Genomic DNA, 18,546 nt, shown 5'->3' with positions numbered 1-18,546 from the left:
TTTAGTCTTTGATTGCCATCGTGATGGTGTAAGTTTTGCCTTGCTTGATTTTATCAGAATTGCCAAACACTTCGGTAAACGAGCGTTTCATAAAATCACGCAAGCCGTTAATGGTAACAACATAAAATCTTGCACCGCTCTCCATCGCATTATAAGCGTCAAGTAGGTACAAATAATGCTGTTCTTTGCTAGCTTTGGCTGGTAAATTACTCATCACAAGGCTAAATTTGCGACTTTTATCCACATGAAAAAAGCCGTTGGACAGCTGTACTTCGGCATTATTTAAGCCGTTTTTTTGGCAGTTTAATTTGGCATATTCCACCGCCACAAAGTCTTTGTCAATGAGTAAATGCTGTCCGTTTGGGCATTCACGGCTTGCGGTCATGCCAAGCACGCCATAGCCACAGCCTAAGTCGATGGAGTTGTCGTCCGCTTTAAAATCAATATAATCAAGGAGCATCAGGCTACCGTCATCAAGTTTTTCAGGCGAAAAAATTCCCCAAGTGCTTGTGAAAGAAAACGGCTTGCCAAGTACATCTTGGGTGAATTGAATGTCATCTCGCCAATGGTTTGATTTGGTTAAAAGTTCGGTTGGGATTTGGTGCATTTTGGTTGCCTTTTGTTAAATCAGTGTTAAGCCAAAGGGTTGGTATTCGTTAAATTTGCCGTCTTGAGAAAGTAGCGTAAAGTCATCTTGGATACATTGCCAAATCATAATGCGGTCAAATGGGTCTTTATGTTTTTCCACGCTCGGTAATTCAAATAAACTTGCCATAATGGTGTGATGAACGTCCAAAATCTCAAAATTCATCTCTTGTATCATTTGCAGTATTTTATCCTAAATACTGTAAATAACGCTAGGATATCTTACACATGTTGGAGTTGAATAATTAATTTGCATTTAAATCACCTTACTAAACCGATTTTGATGTTTTTTATTCAAATAATCATCAAACACCATCGCCACATTACGTCCAAGCAGTCGCCCTTTTGGCAACACACGAATGCCCTTAGCGTCCATATCCACCAAGCCGTCCTTTTGCATTTCGCTAAGTGCTTGAATTTCATCAATAAAATACGTCATCGGGTCAATGCTAAACCGCATATTCACATCTTTAAAATCCATATAATCATGACACAACAAATTCATAATCACATAACGGCGTAACTGGTCAGCGATTTTCACATGAATATGCTTAATAGCAGGCAATTGTTTGTTATTAATTTTTTCTTGATACGCAGGCAATTCCGTATCATTTTGTAAATAATGGTCGCCAATCTGACTAATAGACGACACGCCAAAACCCAATAAATCACAGTTACCATGCGTGGTATAACCCTGAAAATTGCGGTGCAACTTGCCTTCACGTTGGGCGATTGACAAGCTATCATCTGGCAAGGCAAAATGGTCAATGCCGATATACTGATAACCTGCGGTATTCAATGCCGAAATCGTATCGCCAAGCATGGTCAATTTCTCAGCAGGTGTTGGTAAATCTTCTTCTTTAATACGGCGTTGTGAAGTAAAACGCTCTGGTAAATGGGCATAATTAAACACCGACAAACGGTCAGGTTTAATGTCAATAATCTTCTCTACTGTGTGTTTGAGTGTGTCTGGCGTTTGATGTGGCAAGCCGTAAATCAAATCAATATTAATAGAACGATAACCCAAACGGCGAGATTCCGTCATCACATTGCGAATTAGCTCTTCAGATTGTACACGATTCACGGCAATTTGTACTTGTTCGTCTAAATCTTGCACACCAAAACTTACACGGTTAAAACCCAGTCCACGCAACACTTCTAGCGTTGTTGGACGCAGTTCTCGTGGGTCAATTTCAATGCCGTAATCTGCTGTTTCTTTGGTACTAAATTCAAATTGCGTGTGCAAAAAATCCCACAATTGCACCAATTCATCATCGCTTAAAAATGTAGGCGTACCACCGCCAAAATGGATTTGCTCCACGACAGGATTGCCTTTTAATAATGAACGTTTGTGGCGAATTTCTTTAAACAAATATTCCAAATAATCACCAGAATTGCTATTTTTCTTGGTAATAATTTTGTTGCAACCGCAGTAATAGCACAGCGTACGGCAAAACGGAATGTGAAAATACAGCGATAATGGCGTATTTTCATCACGATTTTGTAAAATTTCGGCTTCGGCATTGTCAGCAATCGGCACAAACTCCAACGCAGTCGGATACGAAGTATAACGTGGGACTGAGCGGTTGTATTTTTTGATTAATTCTTCATCAAACAGTCGCATTTGGCTGTCGTAATCACGATTAGCGTTGGCGTACGGATTTTCCACGATTTCCACAGGGCGAGTGGTGAACGGAGCTTCGCTTGGTGGTAATTGGCTGTTTTGGCTCATAATTTTTTCTCTTTTTTTGGCTAATTTCATGTAAATAAAATATATTATAACATAGTGATGGATTTGATAATAAAAAGGTTGTAGAATTTACTGATTAGTTTTGTAAATTGCCACGATAGCTTAACGCTTCGGTAATGTGAGCGGTTTCAATATTTTCGCTTTGTGCTAAATCAGCAATGGTGCGAGCCACACGCACAATGCGATGATACGAACGAGCCGATAGATTTAGGCGTTGCCCTGCCATTTGTAACAGTTTAGCTTGGGCTTCGCCAAGTTTGGCAAATTGTTCAAGTTCATTTGGGGTTAAATCACTATTAAGTTTGGCTTGACGGTTTTGCTGTCGCTCATAGGCTTTGATAACACGCTCACGCACGCTTGCCGAGCTTTCGCCACTTTGAGCTGATTGCAAATCGGACATGGGCAAACTTGGCACGGTAATGTGTAGGTCAATGCGGTCAAGCAATGGTCCTGAGAGTTTTTCTTGATAGCGTTTGATTTGTTCGGGTCGGCAACTGCACCGCCCAGACTTATCACCATAATAACCGCATGGACATGGGTTCATCGCACCGACCAGTTGAAAATTGGCTGGAAATTTTGTTTGGTGATTGGCACGGCTGATAATGATTTCTTTGTTTTCAATCGGTTGCCGCAATACTTCAAGCACTTTTCGGTCAAATTCTGGCATTTCGTCTAAAAATAACACACCAAAATTTGCCAACGAAATTTCCCCCGGTTTGGGATTTGAGCCACCACCGACCAACGCCACCGCTGATGTGGTATGATGAACTTGGCGAAAGGGGCGAGTGCCAAAGTCATACGGCACATTGGCAATCGAATAAATGCTCGCCACTTCTAAGGCTTCGTTGTCATTTAATGGGGGTAAAATAGTCGGCAGGCGTGATGCCATCAAGGTTTTGCCAGTCCCTGGCGAACCACAAAACAACAGCGAATGTCCGCCTGCTGCCGCAATCTCCAACGCTCTGCGGGCTTGGTGTTGCCCTTTGACATCGGCTAAGTCCAGTTTGTGCGAGCTGACCTGATAGCTGGCTTTAAATTCGGCATGGCTCAAGCTTTGCTCATTGTTTAAATGTTCACAAACTTGTTTTAAATTTTCCGCTTGTAATACCTCAATGCCTTGTACTTTCACTGCTTCATTGGCGTTGTCTTTTGGGGCGATAAGGGTATGATTGCTGGTTTTGATTGCCCTTGCGACAGCCAACACGCCAGAAATCGGACGCAAATCACCATTTAACGCCAGCTCACCAATAAATTCAAAATTGGCAATTTTGCTATCGTCAATTTGACCGCTTGCCACCAAAATACCAATCGCAATCGGTAAATCCAGCCTTGCTCCGTCTTTTGGCAAGTCGGCAGGGGCAAGATTAATCGTCAGTCGGCGATTGGGAAATTGAAAACCCGAGTTGATAATGGCGGAACGCACTCTGTCTTTGCTTTCTCGCACGCTCGCCTCTGGCAAGCCGACAATGGTAATGGCTGGTAAGCCTTGTGATAGATGGACTTCTACCATGACGCTTGGGGCATTTAAACCGACCACCGAGCGAGTAAAAATTTGGGCAAATGACATAGTTTTCCTTAAAAAAAAGTGAACTTTTAGTATAACAAATTTTGTAAAAAAACAATATCTTCAATGTGAGAATGAAACAACTTTTCACAAAATGTCGTATTGTGAAAATCAAGTTTGGTTTTCATTATAATGAAAAAAAGCCAAAAAACGTGAATTTTTTCATTATAATGAAAATTGCTGGTTTTTTTGCAATTGATTTCAGCCAAAACAAATCAATTTAAACCCCAAAATTATGTTAAAATATCGGCATTCTATTTAACAACAGGAAAAATCAAATGGCAAAAATCATTGGTATCGGTAACGCACTTGTGGACAGCGAATTTGTCCTAACAGACGCACAACTTGCACACACAGGCTTAACCAAAGCCAACATGACACTTGCCAGTCATGACGAACAAGCCGACCTTATCCAATCGCTAAAAACCCAACAAATATCTGCTAGTAAACTTGCAAGCGGTGGCTCATCAGCCAATTCTATCTTTGTCATGGCAAGTTTGGGTAGCCAAACTTTTTATGCTTGCCGAGTAGCAGATGATGAAATGGGACATTTTTATTTAGATGATTTAAATAAAGTTGGTGTAAAAACTTCACAAAAATCTATCGCCAAAGACGGCGTAACAGGTAGCTGTATGGTGTTAGTAACGCCTGATGCCGAGCGTACCATGCAGACGCATCTTGGCACATCAGCTGAAATCAGCGAAAATGAAATTGATTTTTCGCAATTAGATGATGCCGATTGGTTGTATATTGAAGGCTATTTGTCCATGACATCGTCTGTACAGTCGGCAATTATTGAGTTAAAAAATCAAGCCAAACAAAAAAACGTCAAAGTTGCGGTGAGTTTTGCTGACCCTGCAGTGATTAAATTTGGGCGTGATGGGCTAGAAACCATGCTAAACGGCGGTGTGGACGTGGTATTTTGTAACTGCGAAGAAGCCATGCTCTACACAGGCGAAACCACGCACCAAACCGCAAGCCAAGCCTTGTTAAAAGTCGCAAAAATGGCAGTCGTTACCAATGGGGCAAACGGCACGATGATTTGTTATCAAGATGGTTTTGTTAATGAAAAACATGAGAGTAATCAACTACATATCGCCACGCCAGCCGTTGAAAAAGTACTAGATACCAACGGTGCAGGCGATAATTTTGCAGGGGCGTTTTTGCACGCATTCGCTGATGGGCAGGATCTGGCAAGTTGTGGCAAGTTGGCAAGCAAAGTCGCAAGCCAAGTTATTCAACAGTTTGGGGCGAGATTGACGGTTGAGCAATACAAAAGTTTGCTTTAATTTTTGAAATTTATTTGCAATTTTGTCAATGCGATTGATAAATTGTTAAACCTTGATGATTGTTAGCAATGTCAAGGTTTTTTAATATTTGACCGTCAATGATGATGTCAGGGCTAATCTCAAGCATTGGCACAACCACAAAATTCCGCTCAAAAATGCCAATATGCGGTACTCTTAGCCGTTCGTGTTGGATTTTTTCATCGCCATATAACAGCACGTCCACATCAAGGCTACGCTCCCCCCAATGGCGTAGGCGTTCACGTTTGGCATTTTGCTCAAGGCTTTGGCAAAAATCCAACAGTTCAAGCGGTGGCAAATCGGTTTCCGCTTTTAAAACGGCATTGATAAAGTCAGGTTGATCGGTCACGCCAAAGGCTTTGGACTGATACAAAGACGACACTTGCACATTGACAAAGTGGGGCGAAGTTTTAAATGCTTGTACTGCATTGGCGATATGCTCGGTTGGCGTGCCAAGTTCGTTAGCGATATTTCCGCCTAAGCCGATATAGCAAGTTCTTGAATTATTCATCATTCGTCGGTTTCACCGCTTTTTTCCGAGTGCGTTTCACAGTCGGTTTGTCATCATTTTGCGTAGACAGTCGTGGCGAACGCTTGCGTTTTGGTTTTTCTTGTGCGGTTGCTTCGGCTTGTTGAAATTCAGGTTCGCTCAAGCCTCGTTTTTTATCCAATATTGACAAATGAGAGCTTGGCAATCGGCGTTTGCGTTCGGCAGGCACACCTTGCAACAGTCTTTGGGCTTGTTCATTGCCAACTTTGTGTGGTTTGGTGGTGCCTTTTGTTGGTTGATTGGCGGTTTTTGGCTTGGCAATATTTTCACGTTGTTCCAACATTTTTTGAATATTTTCAAAATAATTTGCCGTTTGCATCGCTTCGCTATTTGGCTGATTGGCAAGTGATAATTGTTGCAACTGGGCTTTTTCTTGGCGTTGTTGAGCGGTTAAATTTTTGCCTTTGGCGGTATTTTTTTGTACATTTGCCAAATTGTTTTCGCTTGTTGTCATACCGTCCGAAAAATCTTTGATGGCACGAGCAAAGCGTGATTTAACCGCTTCAATGTCAAATTCATCAACCGCTTGAATACGTTGTTTTTGGTTCAAAGTTTGAAACCACGCCCACCAATGCCCCATGCCGTTGGTGCTTTCATCATCAAGCGTTACCGCTTCGCCCATCAGATTTTTTAAGGCGTTATTTTTGGCAAATACTGCTTCACGCAACAATAAAAAGTCAAAACTTGCCCGAAAATTTTGCGATTCAAACAGTTTTAACAGATTTTTTTTGCGTGGTTCGGCAAGGCGAGATTGCATGAGCCAAATATCTTTGACAAATTGTTCGGCAAATTTTGGCATGGCGGTTCTGGCTCGTTGCCGTTCCATGATAAGGTTGCTGGCAAATTGTTGAGCTTCGTTAAATCCCATTTTTTTCTTGTGTTTGTTTAACAAATACAAATAATTTTCCCACAACAAACACGCATAAAAAAACGCAGGATTGGTACTTTTATCGCTTTGCACTCGTTTATCGGTGTTAATCGCAACTTGCTCAACCAAAGGTGTCATCAGTGTTGGCGGATAAAAAAGCAGTGCATCAAAGGCTTTATAATCATAAAGTAGTGGCAACAGATTGTTCAAATAACCGCCAGAAATCATTTTTTGCGTTTCATCGTACAAACGGTGTGGCGAAACGTGGGTCAAAAGCTCCCAACTTTGCGGATTAAACTGTTTTTCCAATTGTTTGTCAAATTTAAAATTTAACTTTGCCTTAAAACGCAAGGCACGCAATAGGCGAACGGGGTCTTCTTCCACACGAGTTTTAGTATCGCCAAGCAGTCGCAATGTGCGGTTTTTGATGTCGGTCAAACCATCACAAAAATCATAAACAAAACCCTCAAACGGCTGATAATAAAGGGCATTAATGCTAAAATCACGGCGAACCACATCGGCAAAAATATCGCCCCACACATTATCTCGCAAAATCATGCCATCTTCGTTGGTATGATTGCCCCCAGTCGGTGTCGCCCGAAAAGTCGCCACTTCAATCAAATCACGCCCCGAATACACATGGCACAGCAAAAACCGCTTGCCAATAATACGGCAACGCTTGCCAAATACTTCTTTAATTTGTGTCGGCGTGGCGTTGGTAACTGCGTCAAAATCTTTTGGCTCAAGCCCAAGCAACGCATCACGCACACCGCCTCCCACGATATACGCCTCAAAACCTGCTTGAGTGAGCGTCAAAATCACCTCTTTAATAGAACTTGGCAAATAGCCTTTATTTAGCCCAAGCTGTCTGGCATCACGGCGAGCCAACTTACGGTCAAAGTTTTCTGTAGTATTGCCTGTATTTATCGGATTTGACGGGGTTGTTTTGGATTTTCTTGCCATAAAAATTTGGACTCAACATCAATAAAATTAAAATATCCCTTTATTCTAACAAATTTTTTAAGCCTTGCGTGATTAATCTAAAAAAACAACGCAAATTTTGTCAAACTTTGCAAAAGACTTACGGCAAAACCGTGATTAAATGCCGATTTTTATCCACAGTCGCCTTGCCAATGCCTTTTACATTTGCCAACTCATCAACCGACTTAAAAGGAGCAATCATGGTACGATAGGTAATAATATCTTGAGCCTTTTTCGCTCCAATGCCTTTTAACTGAGCAAGCTGTGCTTCTGTAGCCGTATTAATATTGATTAAAGTTGGCGTATTTATAGTGGCTACATTTGGATTGGTCGGTGTTTGCAAAGCGGAAACTGACGTAGACGAAACCGATGATTTTGGTTGTTTAATTGTCAAAAATGCCTGTTCTGCCGACATCATAGGACGACAAACCTGTGTATAGCCCACATTTAAAAACAAAAATCCAGTAATCATTAACAAAAACTGCATGACAATACGCATTTAACTCACCTTACTCAAAAAATTACAGTAGTATCACTAAAAATATTATAATACAAAAATAATCAAAAATATAAGTTATTGAAAACCAAAGAAATTCCAAGAAACCCATAAAAAAAGCTATCTTTTTTTCAAAAACACATTGACAGATGAAATAAAAAGCGTATAATACGCACCTACCGAAGCGGAGCTAGACAAAAAAATCTAGTAAAAACAACAACATACAAAAGGCTCAACAAAAATAACGAGCCTAAAAATGTTTTTATTAAACCCCGACGGTAAAAACAAAAAAAAGAATGAAAATAAAGCTTGACAAAGCGAAAAAGCATAGTATAATATGCAACTCATTCAAACGACATAGCTGACGAAGCTATGACAAACTCAATAAAAGACAAGAAACACAAAGACAACTTGTGTAGGTTTTCATACTTGTGAAGAAATAAATGGATAGAGAAGTTAAAGTCTTTTTTAGTAGATAAGCTAGCAATAGTTTATCTATTAAGCAGGAATAGCGAAGCACTATAGAAATAAGTTTATTTATAAATTACGAGTAAGAAGAACTTCGGAAGATGAATTTGAGCTAGTAATAATAAATGAGCGAGAAGATTGAACTGAAGAGTTTGATCATGGCTCAGATTGAACGCTGGCGGCAGGCTTAACACATGCAAGTCGAACGATGAACCCTAGCTTGCTAGGGGGATTAGTGGCGAACGGGTGAGTAACATTTAGGAATCTGCCTCATAATGGGGGATAGCTTGGGGAAACCCAAATTAATACCGCATACGACCCATGGGTGAAAGATGGCATAAGCTGTCGTTATGAGATGAGCCTAAAATGGATTAGCTAGATGGTGAGGTAAAGGCTCACCATGGCGACGATCCATAGCTGGTCTGAGAGGATGATCAGCCACACTGGGACTGAGACACGGCCCAGACTCCTACGGGAGGCAGCAGTGGGGAATATTGGACAATGGGGGGAACCCTGATCCAGCCATGCCGCGTGTGTGAAGAAGGCCTTTTGGTTGTAAAGCACTTTAAGTAGGGAGGAAGACCTAATAATTAACACCTATTAGGAATGACGTTACCTACAGAATAAGCACCGGCTAACTCTGTGCCAGCGTACCGGTAATACAGAGGGTGCGAGCGTTAATCGGAATTACTGGGCGTAAAGCGAGCGTAGGTGGCTAATTAAGTCACATGTGAAATCCCTGGGCTTAACCTAGGAACTGCATGTGATACTGGTTAGCTAGAGTATGTGAGAGGGGTGTAGAATTCCAGGTGTAGCGGTGAAATGCGTAGAGATCTGGAGGAATACCGATGGCGAAGGCAGCACCCTGGCATAATACTGACACTGAGGTTCGAAAGCGTGGGTAGCAAACAGGATTAGATACCCTGGTAGTCCACGCCGTAAACGATGTCTACTAGCCGTTGGGGTCCATGAGACTTTAGTGGCGCAGTTAACGCGATAAGTAGACCGCCTGGGGAGTACGGCCGCAAGGTTAAAACTCAAATGAATTGACGGGGGCCCGCACAAGCGGTGGAGCATGTGGTTTAATTCGATGCAACGCGAAGAACCTTACCTGGTCTTGACATAGTGAGAATCCTACAGAGATGTGGGAGTGCCTTCGGGAATTCACATACAGGTGCTGCATGGCTGTCGTCAGCTCGTGTCGTGAGATGTTGGGTTAAGTCCCGCAACGAGCGCAACCCTTTTCCTTACTTGCCAGCGGGTAAAGCCGGGAACTTTAAGGATACTGCCAGTGACAAACTGGAGGAAGGCGGGGACGACGTCAAGTCATCATGGCCCTTACGACCAGGGCTACACACGTGCTACAATGGTTGGTACAGAGGGTAGCTACACAGCGATGTGATGCCAATCTCAAAAAGCCAATCGTAGTCCGGATTGGAGTCTGCAACTCGACTCCATGAAGTCGGAATCGCTAGTAATCGCGGATCAGAAAGCCGCGGTGAATACGTTCCCGGGCCTTGTACACACCGCCCGTCACACCATGGGAGTCTATTGCACCAGAAGTAGTTAGCCTAACTTAGGAGGGCGATTACCACGGTGTGGTCGATGACTGGGGTGAAGTCGTAACAAGGTAGCCGTAGGGGAACCTGCGGCTGGATCACCTCCTTAACGAAAGCGAGTATGAGAATCTACAACAAGTTGTGAATGTGTTTTACACTAAAGGGGTCTATAGCTCAGTTGGTTAGAGCACTGCCTTGATAAGGCAGGGGTCATAAGTTCAAGTCTTATTAGACCCACCATATGGGGTTATAGCTCAGTTGGTAGAGCGCCTGCCTTGCACGCAGGAGGTCAGGAGTTCGACTCTCCTTAACTCCACCACATAAAGCAGACAAAGTGATTTTAATAATAAAGACCACTTCAATCTGTTTTATCAGAAAATAAATCATTACCTGACGAAGGAATGATAAATCAATAACAACATAGAGAAATGAGTCTGGGTTAACTATTAGTTCCAACAAATAGTTAACCTTAGTAATCAGCTAATCAGTCCCAAACTGGTTAGATAAAAGTGATTACTTAAAAGTAAAGAGAACTGAATCAAGCGTAAACTTAGGTATAAAATCGTTACGAATAATTACCTATATGGTCTTAAGCATACTTAAGGTTGTATAGTCAAGTAATGAAGTGCACATGGTGGATGCCTTGGCAGTCAGAGGCGAAGAAAGACGTGACAGCCTGCGAAAAGCGTCGGGGAGGTGGCAATATCCTGTGATCCGGCGATATCTGAATGGGGAAACCCGACTATCATAAGATAGTCATCGTATATAATACGAAGCGAACCGGGAGAAGTGAAACATCTCAGTACCCCGAGGAAAAGAAATCAACCGATATTCCCCAAGTAGCGGCGAGCGAACGGGGAGGAGCCGACTGATTATAACTTAGAAGAACGAGCTGGGAAGCTTGACCGTAGAGGGTGATAGTCCCGTATTTAAAAGGTTATAAGAAGCATATTAAGTAGGGCGGGACACGAGAAATCCTGTCTGAAGATGGGGGGACCATCCTCCAAGGCTAAATACTCCTGACTGACCGATAGTGAACCAGTACCGTGAGGGAAAGGCGAAAAGAACCCCTGTGAGGGGAGTGAAATAGAACCTGAAACCGTGTGCATACAAGCAGTCGGAGCGGACTTGTTCCGTGACGGCGTACCTTTTGTATAATGGGTCAGCGACTTATATTCTGTAGCAAGGTTAACCGAATAGGGGAGCCGTAGGGAAACCGAGTCTTAATAGGGCGTCTAGTTGCAGGGTATAGACCCGAAACCGAGTGATCTATCCATGAGCAGGTTGAAAGTGACGTAACAGTTACCGGAGGACCGAACCCACTGTCGTTGAAAAGCCAGGGGATGACTTGTGGATAGGGGTGAAAGGCTAATCAAACTCGGTGATAGCTGGTTCTCCCCGAAAGCTATTTAGGTAGCGCCTCGGACGAATACCATTGGGGGTAGAGCACTGTTTCGGCTAGGGGGTCATCCCGACTTACCAAACCGATGCAAACTCCGAATACCGATGAGTAATATCCGGGAGACAGACAGCGGGTGCTAACGTCCGTTGTCAAGAGGGAAACAACCCAGACCGCCAGCTAAGGCCCCAAATTCCTAGTTAAGTGGGAAACGATGTGGGAAGGCACAGACAGCTAGGAGGTTGGCTTAGAAGCAGCCACCCTTTAAAGAAAGCGTAATAGCTCACTAGTCGAGTCGGCCTGCGCGGAAGATGTAACGGGGCTCAAACTAGGAGCCGAAGCTGCGGATTTAATTGTTTCAATTAAGTGGTAGGGGAGCATTGTGTAAGCCGATGAAGGTGTATTGTAAGGTATGCTGGAGGTATCACAAGAGCGAATGCTGACGTGAGTAACGACAAAACGGGTGAAAAGCCCGTTCGCCGGAAGACCAAGGGTTCCAGTCCAACGTTAATCGGGGCTGGGTGAGTCGACCCCTAAGGCGGTAGAAAGGCGTAGTCGATGGGAAATTGGTTAATATTCCAATACTTGTTTATGATGCGATGGAGGGACGGAGAAGGTTATGCCAGCCTGGCGATGGTTGTCCAGGTGGAAGGATGTAGTTAGATTGAGTAGGCAAATCCGCTCGATTAGTAATGAGATCTGATAGCAAGCTGTACATGTACAGCGAAGTGGCAAATACCCTGCTTCCAGGAAAAGCTTCTAAGCGATAGTCATAAAGAAATCGTACCCGAAACCGACACAGGTGGTCAGGTAGAGAATACTAAGGCGCTTGAGAGAACTCTGCTGAAGGAACTAGGCAAAATGGTACCGTAACTTCGGGAGAAGGTACGCTGCCGATGGTGAGTAGTCATGCACTACAAAGCTATTGGCAGTCGCAGATACCAGGCCCCTGCAACTGTTTATTAAAAACACAGCACTCTGCAAACACGAAAGTGGACGTATAGGGTGTGATGCCTGCCCGGTGCTGGAAGGTTAATTGATGGGGTTAGCGTAAGCGAAGCTCTTGATCGAAGCCCCAGTAAACGGCCGTAACTATAACGGTCCTAAGGTAGCGAAATTCCTTGTCGGGTAAGTTCCGACCTGCACGAATGGCATAATGATGGCGGCGCTGTCTCCAGCAGAGACTCAGTGAAATCGAAATCGCAGTGAAGATGCTGTGTACCCGACTAGACGGAAAGACCCCGTGAACCTTTACTACAGCTTTACATTGAACTTTGACCTAACTTGTGTAGGATAGGTGGGAGGCTTTGAAGCAGATACGCCAGTATTTGTGGAGCCAACCTTGAAATACCACCCTGGTTATGTTGGGGTTCTAACTTAGAATTAACAAATTCAAGGACAATGTATGGTGGGTAGTTTGACTGGGGCGGTCTCCTCCTAAAGAGTAACGGAGGAGTACGAAGGTGCGCTCAGAACGGTCGGAAATCGTTCGAAGAGTATAAAGGCAAAAGCGCGCTTAACTGCGAGACCCACAAGTCGAGCAGGTACGAAAGTAGGTCTTAGTGATCCGGTGGTTCTGTATGGAAGAGTATCGCTCAACGGATAAAAGGTACTCTGGGGATAACAGGCTGATACCGCCCAAGAGTTCATATCGACGGCGGTGTTTGGCACCTCGATGTCGGCTCATCTCATCCTGGGGCTGAAGCAGGTCCCAAGGGTATGGCTGTTCGCCATTTAAAGAGGTACGCGAGCTGGGTTTAGAACGTCGTGAGACAGTTCGGTCCCTATCTACCGTGGGCGTTGGAAATTTGAGAGGATCTGCTCCTAGTACGAGAGGACCAGAGTGGACGAACCTCTGGTGTTTCGGTTGTGACGCCAGTCGCATTGCCGAGTAGCTATGTTCGGATGGGATAACCGCTGAAAGCATCTAAGCGGGAAGCCCACCTTAAGATTAGATTTCCCTAAAGAGCCGTTGTAGACTACGACGTTGATAGGTTGGGTGTGGAAGCATGGTGACATGTGTAGCTAACCAATACTAATTGCTCGTTTGGCTTGACTATACAACGCTTAAGTGTGTTGTTAGTTATTCTGATTTTATATCACCTTGATTTAGTTCAATTTTATTTGCTTTACTTAATATCTTATATGATATAAGTATATCAGACCATTCCTCTATCCCCTTTTGCTGACGATTATAGCTTGTTGGTCCCACCTGATCCCTTCCCGAACTCAGAAGTGAAACAACAATACGCCAATGATAGTGTGGTTCTCCATGTGAAAGTAGGTCATCGTCAGCTCCTTTTTCCTATACCCCCTCGCAATCGTGAGGGGGTTTTTATTTGACTCAAATTTATCTTGATTTAATTTTGATTAAGACGTGGTTAAAGGTTATAATGACCTTTTTATTGTTGTGCTGTTGTTTATGCAAAATTATTCAAAAAATCCTGTTTTACAATGCCAATCGCTTACGGTACAACGTGGCGATTTTGCGTTGTGTGAATCGGTGTCTTTACAGCTCTACTGCGGTGATATTTGTCATTTGGTTGGTGAGAAACACTGTTTCGCAAGACGTAGCGTAGCGAAGTGGAAAACCGCTCATGGTTCGACAAGCTCACCACGAACGGAAACGTAGTATTTTTAAGGTTCTTTTGCCATATTAAGTCGCTCACTGCTCGTTGTTGGGCTGTACTTTTAATTTTGCGGTTTGGTTTTAATTGAACAAAATTGTTATTAAAAATTACCAAAATAAAAGCCCATAACATCTTGTTATGGGTTTTATTGTGCGATAAAGCTTTTAAATATTTTACATCAAAAACACATACGTCCAAACAGCAACAATCACGATAGCCACAGCGTTTAGCACCGCACCGACTTTCATCATGTCTTTTTGGCTGACATCGCCTGTTCCCATGACAATCGCATTTGGTGGGGTCGCAACTGGCATCATAAACGCACAACTTGCACCGATACCGATGATTAACACCATCACTTCCACAGGCATACCCATTTGGGTGGCAATGGTCGCAAAGACAGGCACAAGTAACGCCGCTGATGCGGTATTTGACGTAAATTCGGTCAGCATGATGATAAAGGCAGACACCACAAAAATCACCACAAAAATCGGTGCTGATGAGAAGGTATTGGCGATTTGCTGACCGAGTACCAAGGAGGCACCAGAGCTTTGCATGACGCTACTTAAGGCAATACCGCCACCAAATAGCATTAACACGCCCCAGTCGGTGCTGTCGCTGACTTGCTTCCAACTTACCAAACCAAGACCGACAACCAACACCGCTGCCAAAATCGCAACCACGCTATCAGGCTGAGTAAAGCTGAACATCTCGCCCAACTGTTTGCCAAAAATCCAAGACAATGCTCCTGCCACAAACACCAAAATCGTCAAAACTCGTGGCAACGTCCAAGGAATATCCACATTTTCAAGGCTGATACGGCGGTTTAATTTTGGACGTAATACCAAATACATCGCCCCAATCAAGGCAGGCATCATCACCAACATCATTGGCAAACCATATTTCATCCAACCTGCAAAATCTAGGTGTAACGCCTTTGCCGCAATCGCATTGGGTGGCGAACCAACCAACGTACCCAAACCGCCAATACTGGCAGAATACGCAATGCCAAGCAGGACAAATACGTAGGTGCTACGGTCAGTCGTTTTGTCCACTTGGCTTAACATACCCAATGCCAAAGGCAACATCATCGCTGCCGTTGCCGTGTTTGAAATCCACATGGATAAAAATGCGGTAACGCCAAAAATCATCAGCACAGCACCGCCCAAATGACCTTTTGACAAAGAAATTAACCAAAGTGCAATCTTTTTATCAAGCTGTTGAACGTGTAGGGCGGTTGCTAACGCAAAACCACCAAAAAACACAAAAATAATCGGGTCAGCAAAACTTACCAATGCTTTTTTGGTATTAAACTCAGGAATACCAATCAATACCGCCAAAATCGGCACAAGTAAAGCGGTAATCGTAATGTGCAAGGCTTCAGTCAGCCACAACGCACCCACAAAAGTCAATAATGCCAAACCTTTGTTTACATTGATATCAAATGGCAGAATGTTATATACCAACACCGACACAACCGCCGCCACCAGCGTAATGATTAAACCACGCTTATTTTGGGCAGGAATGGTTTCGGTAAAATCCACCAACTCATCATCGGCTGGCTGTTTTATCTCAGTCATCGTCTTTCCTTATTGATTAACAGAGTCAAATGAGTTTTGACCCTTAGTAAATATTTTTTTGTTAAAATAAAACATCACTTTAACAATAAGGCTTATTATAAAAATAACTTTAATAAAACACAAACTTACAATTTGTAAAATCGCAGAAAAACTGAAACTTTTTGGCAAAAATCAAAAAATTGTCATCATTCGTTGGTTATTTTGGTTGTAAATCAATCAGTTGCCCTTTGACACCAATTGTATCATCACTCATCAACGCAATATAGGTATTTAACAAATCTTCTGGGCTTTTGAGCGTGTTCGGATTTTCGCTTGGAAAGGCAGTCGCTCGCATTTGGGTACGGGTCGCCCCCGGATTGATACAGTTAAAACGCAGACGAGTGGTTTTTTGCGTTTCTTGGGTAAATAAGTCGCAAAGCCCTTCTACGCCTTGCTTTGACAAGGCATACGCTCCCCAAAAAGCTCTTGGTTTGGCAACGCCACTTGACGTAAAAATCACTGAACCGCTATTGGCACTGGCAAGCAATGGAAAAAACGCTTGGGTCAGCATAAATGGGGCGGTAAAGTTCACTTTCATGACCTGCTCAAACATGGCTGGGTCGTACATTTCAAGCGGTGTCAAAGCCCCCAAAATCCCTGCATTGTGCAACAGTCCGTCTAAATTACCGATTTCTCGTTCAATCATAATCGCCAATTCTTGCATTTGTGAAAATTGGGTTTTTTCTAAGTCCATTGGTAAAATGGCAGGTTCGGCACCGCCATTTTTTTCAATTTCATCATATACGGCTTCTAGTTTGCTTTGGGTTTTGCCTAGCAATAGCACGGTTGCACCGTATTTGGCGTATGCCAAAGCGACTGTTTTGCCAATGCCGTCCCCTGCCCCTGTGACAAGGATATTTTTGCCTTGTAGGCAGTTTTCGGCGGGGGTGAAGTTTCTGATGTCGTCATGGGTGAGCATGGTTTTTTCCTTAATTTTGGGTTTTTGTTATTTTAACATAAATATTGTTATGTCTAGTTGTTAATTATCAGATAAAATTTTGTCAATAAATACATATTTTTTAGATAATAGTTTTTGGGAGTTTCATTGTTTATCCTTTTTAAATAAAATATCAATTAAATCTATCAACTTGCCATCAAATAACCAAATAAGTCTTCAGATTAAATACAAACATAAAGGCGGTAAAAAATTGGCATCTCGCATAAAATCAACAACTTCGGGATTTTTGAAAGACCAATACAGCCAATACACGCCATCAACAGAAAACCACAAACTAAAAATTGCCAAAGCCCACCAACCAACTTGCCCAATATGCTGACGAAATTGGCGATAAAAAATCACACGACTGGTAATGGGAGAAAATAGATAAGTGCTAATCGCCATCAAAAAACTGATGGTAAAATCCCAATCCATCGCCTGTTCAATGACTGAACCCGTGAGCAAAATGGCAATGCCACAGCTTAAACTGAATAATTTCCAAGGGCTTGAAACCGCCTCTTGAAATCTAACCAAATCCATCTTACAATATCCAAATGAACAGATTAATTAGTATCAACGAAGCATCAAAACAACTTGGCGTATCTATCTCAACATTACGCAGATGGGACGAAAGCGGTGTACTTGTTGCCGAAAGAACGCCAAGGTACTAGAATGACCCTAATACGTGGACACATCATCGCCCTAGACCCAACGAATAAACAAGCAACCTACTTTGCAAAGGCTTGCGGTGTGGCTCGTCTTGCCTATAACTGGGCGTTAGATAATTGGCAAAAACAATACCAAGCCGATAAAACTTATCGTGATGAATGCTTGAAAAATGGCATAGAAATTGATGAAACCAAACTTAACAAACCATCACAAGGCAAACTTAGAAAACAACTAAATAGCATAAAAAGACAACAATTCCCCTTTATGCTCGAAGTAACCAAATGCAGCCCACAACTTGCCATCATACAACTAGGAGACGCATTCAAACGCTTTTTTAAAGGTGAAAGCAAATACCCACAATTTAGAAAAAAAGGCGTAAATGACAGATTTAGCTTATCCAACGACCAATTTAGAATAGACAGCAAACGCATAAAAATCCCTAATTTAGGCTGGGTTAAAATGCGTGAAAACTTGCGTTTACAAGGCAAAATCCTATCTGCCAAAATCTTTAAACAAGGCGAAAAATGGTTTGTATCGGTTGCCGTTGAATTACAAGACATCATCAAACCACAACCCAAAACAGACAAACAAGTTGGTATTGATTTAGGAATAACAGACCTTGCAACTTTATCCAATGGTGAAAAAATCCAAGCCCCTAAGCCATTAAAAGCTAAACTTAACAAATTAAAACGACTGTCAAAAAGTTTAAGCCGAAAACAAAAAGGCTCTAAAAACCGTGAAAAGGCAAAAACCAAGCTATCACGGCTACACTTTAAAATCAGTTGTATTCGTAAAGACTTTTTACACAAGCTAACCACAAGCCTTGTTAAGTCTTATGATGTGATTTGTCTTGAAAACTTAAACGTTAAAGGCATGGTAAAAAACCGTAAACTTAGCCGTGCGATTAATGATTTGGGTTTTTACGAATTTAAAAGGCAACTGATTTATAAAGCGAACCAATGGGGCAAGACCATTAAAGAGTTAGACCGCTTTTATCCATCAAGTAAAACCTGTTCATGTTGTGGCTTTATCATGGATAAAGCAGATTTAACGTTAGCAATAGACCTCTTTCCAAACCTTAATAGTGATTTGGTATAATACTGA

At 42.6% G+C, this 18,546-nt stretch carries 14 protein-coding genes, 2 tRNA genes and 3 rRNA genes; 9 read left to right on the top strand and 10 right to left on the bottom strand.

Translation table 11 applies throughout. From position 1 onward, the window contains the following. Window position 1: 1 nt before the first annotated feature. From ACGTJS_RS04180 to ACGTJS_RS04165, 4 genes are all read right to left on the bottom strand, one after another. Window positions 2–607, bottom strand: coding sequence for a class I SAM-dependent methyltransferase (locus tag ACGTJS_RS04180; protein WP_410472905.1), 606 nt, complete (start codon window positions 605–607; stop codon window positions 2–4). A 15-nt stretch (window positions 608–622) separates the two neighbouring features. Continuing rightward, window positions 623–823, bottom strand: coding sequence for a hypothetical protein (locus ACGTJS_RS04175; RefSeq protein WP_410472904.1), 201 nt, complete (start codon window positions 821–823; stop codon window positions 623–625). Window positions 824–901: 78 nt separating this feature from the next. Continuing rightward, window positions 902–2,377, bottom strand: a complete 1,476-nt coding sequence (gene hemN, locus ACGTJS_RS04170) for an oxygen-independent coproporphyrinogen III oxidase (RefSeq protein ID WP_410472903.1) — start codon at window positions 2,375–2,377, stop codon at window positions 902–904. Window positions 2,378–2,471: 94 nt separating this feature from the next. Next, window positions 2,472–3,962: a YifB family Mg chelatase-like AAA ATPase gene (locus ACGTJS_RS04165; protein ID WP_410472902.1), complete on the bottom strand. Its 1,491-nt coding sequence runs from the start codon at window positions 3,960–3,962 to the stop codon at window positions 2,472–2,474. Between the two features lie 275 nt (window positions 3,963–4,237). Here ACGTJS_RS04165 and ACGTJS_RS04160 point away from each other — a divergent pair, with 275 nt between their 5' ends. Beyond that, window positions 4,238–5,248 carry an adenosine kinase gene (locus ACGTJS_RS04160; protein ID WP_410472901.1) on the top strand — a complete coding sequence of 337 codons (1,011 nt, stop codon included), beginning with the start codon at window positions 4,238–4,240 and terminating at the stop codon, window positions 5,246–5,248. A 25-nt stretch (window positions 5,249–5,273) separates the two neighbouring features. On the opposite strand, the gene folK is transcribed toward ACGTJS_RS04160, so the two are convergent. The 3 genes from folK to ACGTJS_RS04145 form a co-directional block, all read right to left on the bottom strand. After that, complete coding sequence (gene folK, locus ACGTJS_RS04155) at window positions 5,274–5,777, bottom strand: 2-amino-4-hydroxy-6-hydroxymethyldihydropteridine diphosphokinase (protein WP_410472900.1); 504 nt, start codon at window positions 5,775–5,777, stop codon at window positions 5,274–5,276. Then, window positions 5,770–7,647 (bottom strand): polynucleotide adenylyltransferase PcnB, encoded by a 1,878-nt coding sequence (gene pcnB, locus ACGTJS_RS04150; RefSeq protein ID WP_410472899.1) that lies wholly within the window; start codon window positions 7,645–7,647, stop codon window positions 5,770–5,772. The genes folK and pcnB overlap by 8 nt, the downstream gene beginning before the upstream one ends. Before the next feature lie 118 nt (window positions 7,648–7,765). Beyond that, window positions 7,766–8,164 (bottom strand): ComEA family DNA-binding protein, encoded by a 399-nt coding sequence (locus ACGTJS_RS04145; RefSeq protein ID WP_315042407.1) that lies wholly within the window; start codon window positions 8,162–8,164, stop codon window positions 7,766–7,768. A gap of 605 nt (window positions 8,165–8,769) precedes the next feature. Between ACGTJS_RS04145 and ACGTJS_RS04140 the strand changes: the two genes are divergently transcribed. The 6 genes from ACGTJS_RS04140 (at window position 8,770) to ACGTJS_RS04115 (ending at window position 14,219) form a co-directional block, all read left to right on the top strand. Further along, window positions 8,770–10,297: ribosomal RNA gene (locus ACGTJS_RS04140) — 16S ribosomal RNA — on the top strand. Window positions 10,298–10,351: 54 nt separating this feature from the next. Continuing rightward, window positions 10,352–10,428: transfer RNA gene (locus tag ACGTJS_RS04135), tRNA-Ile, on the top strand. Between the two features lie 3 nt (window positions 10,429–10,431). Further along, window positions 10,432–10,507: transfer RNA gene (locus tag ACGTJS_RS04130), tRNA-Ala, on the top strand. 292 nt (window positions 10,508–10,799) lie between these two features. Continuing rightward, window positions 10,800–13,647, top strand: a 23S ribosomal RNA gene (locus ACGTJS_RS04125). 124 nt (window positions 13,648–13,771) lie between these two features. Then, window positions 13,772–13,884: ribosomal RNA gene (rrf, locus tag ACGTJS_RS04120) — 5S ribosomal RNA — on the top strand. Together the 16S, 23S and 5S rRNA genes with 2 tRNA genes alongside form the textbook arrangement of a ribosomal RNA operon. A gap of 125 nt (window positions 13,885–14,009) precedes the next feature. Next, the gene (locus tag ACGTJS_RS04115) at window positions 14,010–14,219 is read left to right on the top strand and encodes a hypothetical protein (protein WP_410472898.1); all 210 of its coding nucleotides are present in this window, start codon (window positions 14,010–14,012) and stop codon (window positions 14,217–14,219) included. 171 nt (window positions 14,220–14,390) lie between these two features. On the opposite strand, the gene ACGTJS_RS04110 is transcribed toward ACGTJS_RS04115, so the two are convergent. The 3 genes from ACGTJS_RS04110 to ACGTJS_RS04100 all read right to left on the bottom strand — a co-directional run bounded on the left by ACGTJS_RS04110 (window position 14,391) and on the right by ACGTJS_RS04100 (window position 17,313). After that, window positions 14,391–15,797, bottom strand: a complete 1,407-nt coding sequence (locus ACGTJS_RS04110; protein WP_410472897.1) for an SLC13 family permease — start codon at window positions 15,795–15,797, stop codon at window positions 14,391–14,393. Window positions 15,798–15,993: 196 nt separating this feature from the next. After that, window positions 15,994–16,755: a YciK family oxidoreductase gene (locus tag ACGTJS_RS04105; protein ID WP_315044185.1), complete on the bottom strand. Its 762-nt coding sequence runs from the start codon at window positions 16,753–16,755 to the stop codon at window positions 15,994–15,996. Window positions 16,756–16,950: 195 nt separating this feature from the next. Then, window positions 16,951–17,313 carry a hypothetical protein gene (locus tag ACGTJS_RS04100; RefSeq protein ID WP_410472896.1) on the bottom strand — a complete coding sequence of 121 codons (363 nt, stop codon included), beginning with the start codon at window positions 17,311–17,313 and terminating at the stop codon, window positions 16,951–16,953. A 14-nt stretch (window positions 17,314–17,327) separates the two neighbouring features. Between ACGTJS_RS04100 and ACGTJS_RS04095 the strand changes: the two genes are divergently transcribed. Together ACGTJS_RS04095 and ACGTJS_RS04090 are read left to right on the top strand one after the other, a co-directional pair. Further along, complete coding sequence (locus ACGTJS_RS04095; RefSeq protein ID WP_410472895.1) at window positions 17,328–17,444, top strand: MerR family DNA-binding transcriptional regulator; 117 nt, start codon at window positions 17,328–17,330, stop codon at window positions 17,442–17,444. 1 nt (window position 17,445) lies between these two features. After that, window positions 17,446–18,540 carry an RNA-guided endonuclease InsQ/TnpB family protein gene (locus ACGTJS_RS04090; protein ID WP_410472894.1) on the top strand — a complete coding sequence of 365 codons (1,095 nt, stop codon included), beginning with the start codon at window positions 17,446–17,448 and terminating at the stop codon, window positions 18,538–18,540. Window positions 18,541–18,546: the final 6 nt, after the last annotated feature.

The sequence above is a fragment of the Faucicola mancuniensis genome, from assembly GCF_046523945.1.
Classification (GTDB): Bacteria; Pseudomonadota; Gammaproteobacteria; order Pseudomonadales; family Moraxellaceae; genus Faucicola; species Faucicola mancuniensis.
The sequence above is the reverse complement of the archived record's forward strand: the minus strand, read 5'-3'. Positions and strand labels throughout refer to the sequence as shown.

What these genes read in the sequence shown, in the direction of transcription:
- ACGTJS_RS04095 (WP_410472895.1), top strand. Translation starts at nt 17,328, where the DNA reads ATGAACAGATTAATTAGTATCAACGAAGCATCAAAACAACTTGGCGTA.
- ACGTJS_RS04175 (WP_410472904.1), bottom strand. Translation starts at nt 823, where the DNA reads ATGATACAAGAGATGAATTTTGAGATTTTGGACGTTCATCACACCATT.
- ACGTJS_RS04145 (WP_315042407.1), bottom strand. Translation starts at nt 8,164, where the DNA reads ATGCGTATTGTCATGCAGTTTTTGTTAATGATTACTGGATTTTTGTTT.
- ACGTJS_RS04100 (WP_410472896.1), bottom strand. Translation starts at nt 17,313, where the DNA reads ATGGATTTGGTTAGATTTCAAGAGGCGGTTTCAAGCCCTTGGAAATTA.
- ACGTJS_RS04090 (WP_410472894.1), top strand. Translation starts at nt 17,446, where the DNA reads ATGACCCTAATACGTGGACACATCATCGCCCTAGACCCAACGAATAAA.
- ACGTJS_RS04105 (WP_315044185.1), bottom strand. Translation starts at nt 16,755, where the DNA reads ATGCTCACCCATGACGACATCAGAAACTTCACCCCCGCCGAAAACTGC.
- ACGTJS_RS04115 (WP_410472898.1), top strand. Translation starts at nt 14,010, where the DNA reads ATGCAAAATTATTCAAAAAATCCTGTTTTACAATGCCAATCGCTTACG.
- ACGTJS_RS04110 (WP_410472897.1), bottom strand. Translation starts at nt 15,797, where the DNA reads ATGACTGAGATAAAACAGCCAGCCGATGATGAGTTGGTGGATTTTACC.
- folK (WP_410472900.1), bottom strand. Translation starts at nt 5,777, where the DNA reads ATGAATAATTCAAGAACTTGCTATATCGGCTTAGGCGGAAATATCGCT.
- pcnB (WP_410472899.1), bottom strand. Translation starts at nt 7,647, where the DNA reads ATGGCAAGAAAATCCAAAACAACCCCGTCAAATCCGATAAATACAGGC.
- ACGTJS_RS04180 (WP_410472905.1), bottom strand. Translation starts at nt 607, where the DNA reads ATGCACCAAATCCCAACCGAACTTTTAACCAAATCAAACCATTGGCGA.
- ACGTJS_RS04160 (WP_410472901.1), top strand. Translation starts at nt 4,238, where the DNA reads ATGGCAAAAATCATTGGTATCGGTAACGCACTTGTGGACAGCGAATTT.
- hemN (WP_410472903.1), bottom strand. Translation starts at nt 2,377, where the DNA reads ATGAGCCAAAACAGCCAATTACCACCAAGCGAAGCTCCGTTCACCACT.
- ACGTJS_RS04165 (WP_410472902.1), bottom strand. Translation starts at nt 3,962, where the DNA reads ATGTCATTTGCCCAAATTTTTACTCGCTCGGTGGTCGGTTTAAATGCC.